Genomic DNA, 7,949 nt, shown 5'->3' with positions numbered 1-7,949 from the left:
TGTTTTGCTTCCGCTCTTGCTAAATAAGTATCAATAACTGATGCTTCGTAGCTGTTAGGGTAGTTTTCTTTGATTTTATTATAAGCGTCTGCTGCAGATTTAAAATCCTTTTGCTCTTCGTAGACCAGGCCCAGTTTTTTCAGGAACAATGGCGCAGTAAAAGGATTGTCTGATTTATCAGAAGCCTTTTTGTAATAGGTAACCGCCTGATCGTAATCTTTTAATTCGCTGTACGCATCTCCCAGCATTCCGAGAACAAGGGGATCCACTACCGGGCTGCCGGTACTGCTATAATTTCCAAGCGCATCGATAGCCTTTTGGTACTGGCCTTTCTTCAGATAGAGGCCTCCCAAGTAGGCATTAGCGATATTTGCTGATTTGGTACTTGAGTATTCTTCTGCTATTTTCTCGAAGCCGGGGTAAGAACCGTCGCCGTTTATTGCTCTGTCTGACAACGAATCAACCGCAGCATATTCTTCAGCCTTAAACATCTCGTTTGCTGCTTTTTCAGCTCTGGGCGCTAAATAAAATTTTTGGTAGCCAATGTAAAGCAGTATAAGTGCTACTATAGCCCCACCAATAAATGCCAGACTTTTCTTGTTTTCCAGCACAAAACTACCGGTATTGGCCGGCTTACCAGAGTGTGAAATAGTATCTTTTTGATTATTCGCCATTTGCGTTATTATTGAAGTGTGCAAAAATACGTTTTTACAAGAGACTGTCAAGGGGAAATAAAGCTGCTTCAGAACAAACAACAAAAAATAATGCAGAACTGTTTCCTTCCGTCGTTATGCTCATATGCTTTTGTCTGTTAAACCTGTCCAGCGATTAGTTTTATAATGGTATCAGGAAGATCCGCCAAACATTCCCGAATTCATGTTCATATAAGGTAAAGTTACTATTAAATTTTAATTTCTGTATCGGTATGTTTTTAACAGCATTTCGGGGGTAATTACCAGGGTGTGAAATCTGCGCCTCTCAATATTTAAAAAGCTATCTTTAATCAGCTACCTTTGTGCCGTCGTATGTGGCTTAAGAAACTTGCACTCATAAATTTTAAGAACTATCAGGAAGCCGGGTTGGAGCTTTCTCCTCAGGTGAATGCGTTTACCGGGGACAACGGCGCTGGTAAAACGAATCTTCTCGATGCTGTTCATTATTTGTCTTTATGCAAAAGTTACTTTAATCCAATAGACTCACAGCAGATAAAGGGAGGCGCCGACTTTTTTATGGTACAGGGCTCTTTTGATAAAGATGGGAAGGAAGACGTTGTTTCCTGTTCGCTTAAACGGAATCAAAAGAAACAGTTCAGGCGAAATAAGAAAGAGTACCAGCGTCTTGCAGATCATATCGGTCTTTTTCCTCTTGTGATGATCTCTCCTTATGATGTCAGTATTATTATAGAAGGGAGTGAGGAGCGGCGGCGTTTTATTGATAATGTTATTTCGCAAAACGATAGTTATTACCTGGATGAGCTGATCCTTTATAATAAGAATCTTCTGAACCGGAATGCCTTACTGAAGACCATTGCCGAAACGGGAAAGTATGATCCCGCGCTCCTGGAAATACTGAATGAGCAGTTAGTGGCCTCCGGAAACCGGATCTTTGATAAAAGGAGGCAGTTTATGGAAGAGTTCATTCCCGTTTTTCATAAGCATTATAGTTATCTCACAGGGGGAGCGGAAGAGGCTGATCTGATCTATGAATCACCTTTGCTGAAGGAAGAGTTTGCTGCCCTGTTAAAGAAGACCGCTGAGCGCGACAGGATATTGGAAAGGACCAGTGCCGGCATACATAAGGATGATCTTCTGTTCTCTGTAAATGGCATGCCCATGAAAAAGTTTGGATCCCAGGGGCAGCAAAAATCATTTCTGATTGCTTTGAAGCTGGCACAATACAGTTTTTTACAGGAGAAAAAGGGATATAAACCCTTGTTGCTTCTGGATGATATTTTCGATAAGCTCGACGAGAAAAGGATCAGGAAACTGATGGAAATGGTGTCGCACGATGATTTCGGACAAATCTTCATTACCGACACCAACAGGGAAAGGATAAGTGAAATTTTTGCGTCAATCGACTGCGGACTCACTATCTTTGAAGTGGATAAGGGAACTATAAAATATGAGGCGGACGAACGATAAATCGCTAAAGGAGGCCATCGAACAGATGCTTCGTGTATACAAGCTCAAACGGCGGTTTGATGAGACTGCCCTTATTGCTGCCTGGCCTGAAATTATGGGTAATGCAGTGGCAAACAGGACCCGTCAGCTTTATATACGTGAGAGAAAACTGTTTATAAGGCTGGAGTCGTCCGTATTGAAGAACGAGCTGGTCATGATCCGTACCCAGATCCTGGATAAAATGAATGAGAAAGCCGGATCAAAAGTGCTGGATGAAATCGTGTTTCTATAAAATTGAAATAAAAAACCGGAGTTTGCCTGTTTGGACTAACTCCGGTTAATGTCTTCAGGCAATGCCTTCGGCATACCTTTCTTTGGTGATTACAGATTTTTCTTACAGAAAATCCGGATGACGTTCTAAACCTGAGAAAAAGAAGCTCGCTTCGATGTCTGCATTTTCGTTAGAATCAGAACCGTGAACTGCATTCTCCTGGATAGAGGAAGCATACTTCGCGCGGATAGTACCCGGCTCAGCCTTTGAAGGGTCGGTAGCGCCTATAAGCTTACGGAAATCCTCAACTGCATTTTCTTTTTCAAGAACAGCAGCTACAATAGGTCCTGAGCTCATAAATGTCACAAGGTCTTTGAAAAAGGGTCTTTCCTTGTGTACCTGATAGAAAATACCAGCAGTATCCTGATTTAGTTGCATATATTTTATAGCAACTAACTTGAAACCAGCTTTGATAATGTCATCTAAAATAGCCCCGATATGCCCGGCTCTGACAGCATCAGGCTTAATCATTGTAAATGTAGTGATAGTATTCATGTCAAAATAATTGCGGGCAAAATTACGTTTTTAATATCAAGCAGACAAATGGCGGACTTTTTTGGAAAAGTATGTCTTTTTAAGCCTCTTATATCATCGTTCCCGCAATAAAACACCGCAGGTTCTTTATTGTTTTTTTCATTTTGTAACCCCAAGGTTTTTAATAGCTTTGCAATTCTTTTTGAAGGAACGATGCAGGAGTTAATCTCACTGAAAGAAATACTGGCGAACCCAAGGCAAATTGTGATAACAACGCATCACAAGCCTGATGGTGACGCTATGGGCTCGTCACTGGGTCTTTACAACTATCTGGTCCAGAAGGGACATCATGTAAAAGTTATTACACCTACAGATTATCCTGTTTTTCTGCACTGGCTGCCCAATAACCCGGAAGTCATTGTGTACACAGAGAAAAAGGAGGAATCGAAAACGTATGTTTCGCAGGCAGATCTGATCTTCTGTCTCGATTTTAATGCGCTTTCAAGGATAAATGAACTGGGAGAACTGGTGCGTGAAGCCAGTGCTAAGAAGGTGCTTATCGATCATCATCTTGATCCCGAAGATTTTGATGATTACCGCTATTGGAGTATCAATGCCTGTGCAACCGCACAACTGGTATATGAGTTTATTACAAATGTAATGAACGAGCCGAACCTGATAAATAAAGATGTTGCATCCTGTCTTTATACGGGAATTATGACAGATTCAGGCTCCTTCCGCTTCCCAACTACAACCGCCCACGTGCATCATATTGTAGCGGACCTTATCAGTAAGGGAGCAGAGAACTGGCGTATCCATCAATTAGTATATGATAACTTTTCGGAAAATCGTCTGAGGTTTCTTGGATATTGCCTGCTGAACAAGCTGGAGGTTTTTTCCGAATACAATACGGCGATGATATCAGTTTCCAGAGAAGAACTGCGCCGGTTTTCCATATCTACAGGTGATACTGAAGGATTGGTGAATTATGCCTTAACTATTAACGGAATACGTCTTGCTGCGCTTATTATTGAGAGAGAAGATCTTGTAAAGCTTTCACTGAGGTCGACAGGGGATTTTCCGGCTAATGAGATCTGTAAGAAGTATTTTAACGGAGGAGGCCATAGGAATGCTGCGGGCGGGCAATCACCGGATTCTTTACAGAATACAGTAAAACGTTTCAAACAAATTCTGCCAGAATATAAAAGTCTTTTAATACAATAACCAAATAAAATGAAGAAACACTTAATTGTTTTAGGGTTTGCAGTACTTGCATTATCAAGCTGTAAGCAGTTCAAAAAGGGAGAGGGTGATATGCAGTACATTATCCATGAGGATAAAGAAGGGCCTACCATCAAAGAAGGAGATTTTCTCGCGTTACAAATGATCCTGAAGACTGAGGAAGATTCAGTAATCCAAAATACACACGATTATGACAGGCCGATGTTTGTTGCACAACAGAAATCAGCTTTCAAGGGAGATATTTTTTCAGGCTTGGCTATGTTGAGCGAAGGTGACAGTGCTACCTTTAAGATCAATGCCGATTCATTGCAGCAGAAAATGAATATGCAGAAGCCTGCTAACACAAAGGGTAAATACCTGGTATTTACCTTTAAGGTAGACAAGATTATCCCTAAAGGTAAGCTTAGCGATGCTGATTTTAACGGTAAGATCGAACAGTTCTTCAAAGCAGAAACTCAGAAAGCCAAGAATTCTGAAGGAGGCAAGATCAGCGGTTATATCTCCTCGAAGGATCTTAAGCCGACAAAAACCCCTTCTGGTTTGAATTATATAGTAGATAAACAGGGAAATGGTCCGAAGGCGGTAGCAGGTGATACAGTACAGGTAAACTATACTGGTCGTTTCCTGACTGGAAAGATTTTCCAAACCAGTGTTGCGGAAATTGCAAAGAAAGAAAATGTATTTAATCCAATGGCTCCGTATCAGCCGATGAAGGTTGTGGCCGGAGCTCATGCAACAGTACCTGGTTTTGACGAGGCTTTACTGATGTTCCCTAAGGGATCAAAGGTGACTTTAATCCTTCCGTCTAATCTTGCATACGGAGAACAGGGAAATCCTAGTATTGCTCCTTTCACACCTTTAATTTTCGAAATTGAGGTGCTTGACGTAATTAAACCAAAGGCAGGTTCTCAGCCTCCTGTAGCTGCTCAGCCTGCTCCAGCCGCGCCTGCTCATTAAGCAGCCGTGACATAAGCTTTTCATATCATCCGGCATTTTACGCCGGATGATTAATTTTTAAGACTATGAATTTCAGACTACTAATTGCTTTATCTCTGCTGATCGCTTCAGTACATGCGTTCGGTCAGAATAACGGAGGTTTTGAGCGCCTCGCCAATGGTGTTCAGTATAAGATATTCACTCCGAACACAGGAGTTAAGATCAAGCAGAACGATGTGATTACCTTTCATTTTATCCAGAAGACGGATAAAGATTCGGTATTGTTCAGTTCCTTTTCTGCCGCAAGGCCTGTCACTATTCCCGTGCAGCAAAGCCGGAATATTTCGGATCTGATGTACTTCTTTCCGCTTTTGGCAGTAAAAGACAGTGCATTGGTAAAGGTTCCTGCCGATTCGCTATTTATTGACTCCACAATGGAGAGACCGCCGTTCCTTCCAAAAGGGAGCACTCTGCAGTTTGTTATAAAGGTGGAAAAAGTGCAGTCTATGAACGAAATCATCGCCGAACAGCAACGGATGGCCGACTCGTTAAAGACCAGTGAGCTGAATGCAGTTAGTAAGTACATAGCCGACAGGAAACTTAATTTTACCACTACAGCTTCTGGGTTAAAGTATATTATTACTAAGCCTTCTGTTCTGGCTAAGCCCGTTGCCGGAGATACGGTACTGGTAAATTATACGGGAAAGACCCTGGACGGAAAAGTTTTTGATTCCAGTATAGAAGCAAATGCCAAAGAAGCCGGTCTGGACCAGCCGGGGCGTGACTACGAACCAATCAGTGTTGTAGTTGGGCAGGGGCAGGTGATTAAGGGATGGGAGGAAGGTCTTCTTCTCCTTAATCAGGGTTCGAAAGCAACGTTCATTATACCGTCTGAACTGGCTTACGGCCAGAGAGGCGCCGGACAGGATATTAAGCCATTCAGTCCGTTGCTGTTCGATGTGGAGCTTGTTAAAGTTAAAGCTGCAAAAAAAACAGCGCCTGCTGTTACACGGAAGCCTGTAACTCCAGGTTCTAAATCAAAACTTCCTGCAAAAACATCTTCTAAGGCGCCTGTTAAAAAGCCGGCCACCGGTACTCCTGTAAAGAAGAGTGTGAAGAAGTAAGAATTTTAAAAGATAAAAGCTGAGCCGGATGTACACCCATCCGGCTCTTTTTGTTTCCTGTCATCCTGTCATTGCGCAGCAGGCAGATCCTGACTGCATGTGTGTCATATTCCTGTCAGTATGCACAAAACAAAGATTGGCATAAGCATTGATGAGTAAGCTGTAAATTAATTACACAGAACAAGCTAAAGGAATATATATCATGTCAAAGATTATTGGTATCGACTTAGGAACAACAAACTCCTGTGTTGCAGTGATGGAAGGGAACGAGCCCGTAGTAATTGCAAACAGTGAGGGAAAGCGCACGACACCTTCTATCGTAGCATTCGTTGAGAATGGTGAGCGTAAAGTGGGTGATCCTGCAAAACGCCAGGCGATCACTAACCCTAACAAAACTATTTACTCGATCAAGCGCTTCATGGGAAGCAGCTATAACGAGGTAGGCAAAGAAATTTCAAGAGTACCTTACGCAGTAGTAAAGGGAGACAACAATACTCCCCGTGTTGAAATAGACGGACGTAAATACACTCCTCAGGAAATCTCGGCAATGGTTCTTCAGAAAATGAAGAAGACCGCTGAAGACTTTCTCGGGCAGGAAGTAACAGAAGCTGTTATTACCGTGCCAGCCTATTTTAATGATGCTCAGCGTCAGGCAACAAAAGAGGCCGGTGAAATCGCAGGTCTTAATGTAAAGCGTATTATCAATGAGCCTACAGCAGCTGCTCTTGCTTATGGTCTTGATAAGGCACATAAGGATATGAAAATCGTGGTGTTTGACTGCGGTGGTGGTACACATGACGTATCCGTGCTTGAACTTGGAGACGGCGTATTCGAAGTAAAGTCAACAGACGGTGATACTCACCTTGGTGGTGATGACTTCGACCACGTGATCATTGACTGGCTGGCAGACGAGTTTAAGAACGAGAATGGCATGGACCTAACAAAGGATCCTATGGCAATGCAACGTTTGAAAGAAGCTGCTGAAAAGGCTAAAATTGAATTGTCAAGTTCTACGCAGACGGAAGTGAACCTTCCATATATCACTGCTGACCAGAGCGGGCCCAAGCACCTTGTGCGTACTTTAAGCCGTGCTAAATTTGAACAACTGGCAGATAGCTTAATTAAGCGTACAATAGAGCCTTGCCGTTCAGCTTTAAAGAATGCAGGTCTTTCACCGAGTGATATTGACGAAATTATCCTCGTTGGTGGTAGTACACGTATCCCCGCTATCCAGGATGCTGTAAAGAGCTTTTTTGGAAAAGAACCTTCAAAAGGTGTAAATCCTGATGAAGTTGTTGCGATCGGAGCTGCTATTCAGGGCGGAGTATTAACCGGAGAAGTAAAAGATGTATTACTTCTGGACGTTACCCCACTTTCTCTTGGTATCGAAACCATGGGTGGTGTGATGACTAAACTGATCGAATCTAATACCACCATCCCAAGCAAAAAATCAGAAGTATTCTCTACTGCATCGGATAATCAGCCATCAGTGGAAATTCATATTCTGCAGGGAGAACGCCCGATGGCAAATCAGAACCGTACAATTGGCCGGTTCCATTTAGACGGAATTCCACCTGCACCCCGTGGAGTGCCTCAGATCGAAGTAACTTTCGATATTGACGCCAACGGTATATTACACGTATCTGCTAAAGATAAGGCAACTGGTAAAGAACAAAAGATCCGTATAGAAGCTTCTTCCGGTCTTACTGATGACGAGATTCA

8 protein-coding genes are annotated in these 7,949 nt (G+C 42.6%); 6 read left to right on the top strand and 2 right to left on the bottom strand.

Annotation, left to right across the window (positions count from 1 at the left end):
* Positions 1-674 (bottom strand): tetratricopeptide repeat protein (locus DDR33_RS16820; protein ID WP_109417054.1); only part of this gene is annotated, 674 nt, incomplete at its 3' end.
* A gap of 351 nt (positions 675-1,025) precedes the next feature.
* Here DDR33_RS16820 and recF point away from each other — a divergent pair.
* Entirely contained in the window at positions 1,026-2,141 is a 1,116-nt protein-coding gene (recF, locus tag DDR33_RS16815) for a DNA replication/repair protein RecF (protein WP_109416972.1), read from the top strand.
* The gene (locus tag DDR33_RS16810; protein WP_109416971.1) at positions 2,122-2,412 is read left to right on the top strand and encodes a DUF721 domain-containing protein; all 291 of its coding nucleotides are present in this window, start codon (positions 2,122-2,124) and stop codon (positions 2,410-2,412) included. Before recF ends, DDR33_RS16810 begins: the two co-directional genes overlap by 20 nt.
* A 102-nt stretch (positions 2,413-2,514) precedes the next feature.
* Here DDR33_RS16810 and DDR33_RS16805 read toward each other — a convergent pair whose 3' ends face one another.
* Positions 2,515-2,946 carry a nucleoside-diphosphate kinase gene (locus tag DDR33_RS16805; RefSeq protein ID WP_109416970.1) on the bottom strand — a complete coding sequence of 144 codons (432 nt, stop codon included), beginning with the start codon at positions 2,944-2,946 and terminating at the stop codon, positions 2,515-2,517.
* Between the two features lie 192 nt (positions 2,947-3,138).
* On the opposite strand from DDR33_RS16805, the gene DDR33_RS16800 reads away from it, so the two are divergent.
* From DDR33_RS16800 to dnaK, 4 genes are all read left to right on the top strand, one after another.
* Positions 3,139-4,149: a DHH family phosphoesterase gene (locus DDR33_RS16800; protein WP_109416969.1), complete on the top strand. Its 1,011-nt coding sequence runs from the start codon at positions 3,139-3,141 to the stop codon at positions 4,147-4,149.
* Positions 4,150-4,158: 9 nt separating this feature from the next.
* Complete coding sequence (locus DDR33_RS16795) at positions 4,159-5,124, top strand: FKBP-type peptidyl-prolyl cis-trans isomerase (RefSeq protein WP_109416968.1); 966 nt, start codon at positions 4,159-4,161, stop codon at positions 5,122-5,124.
* Positions 5,125-5,189: 65 nt separating this feature from the next.
* Positions 5,190-6,227 carry an FKBP-type peptidyl-prolyl cis-trans isomerase gene (locus DDR33_RS16790; RefSeq protein WP_109416967.1) on the top strand — a complete coding sequence of 346 codons (1,038 nt, stop codon included), beginning with the start codon at positions 5,190-5,192 and terminating at the stop codon, positions 6,225-6,227.
* A 202-nt stretch (positions 6,228-6,429) separates the two neighbouring features.
* On the top strand, positions 6,430-7,949 hold a 1,520-nt coding region (gene dnaK / locus DDR33_RS16785), incomplete at its 3' end, for a molecular chaperone DnaK (RefSeq protein WP_238387838.1).

Source organism: Pararcticibacter amylolyticus (assembly GCF_003130405.1).
Classification (GTDB): Bacteria; Bacteroidota; Bacteroidia; order Sphingobacteriales; family Sphingobacteriaceae; genus Arcticibacter; species Arcticibacter amylolyticus.
Note: the sequence above shows the minus strand (reverse complement) of the source record. Positions and strands in the feature narration are given on the sequence as shown.

Coding starts and splice junctions, on each gene's coding strand:
- DDR33_RS16795 (WP_109416968.1), top strand. CDS start 4,159: ATGAAGAAACACTTAATTGTTTTAGGGTTTGCAGTACTTGCATTATCA.
- DDR33_RS16800 (WP_109416969.1), top strand. CDS start 3,139: ATGCAGGAGTTAATCTCACTGAAAGAAATACTGGCGAACCCAAGGCAA.
- DDR33_RS16810 (WP_109416971.1), top strand. CDS start 2,122: ATGAGGCGGACGAACGATAAATCGCTAAAGGAGGCCATCGAACAGATG.
- recF (WP_109416972.1), top strand. CDS start 1,026: ATGTGGCTTAAGAAACTTGCACTCATAAATTTTAAGAACTATCAGGAA.
- DDR33_RS16805 (WP_109416970.1), bottom strand. CDS start 2,946: ATGAATACTATCACTACATTTACAATGATTAAGCCTGATGCTGTCAGA.
- DDR33_RS16790 (WP_109416967.1), top strand. CDS start 5,190: ATGAATTTCAGACTACTAATTGCTTTATCTCTGCTGATCGCTTCAGTA.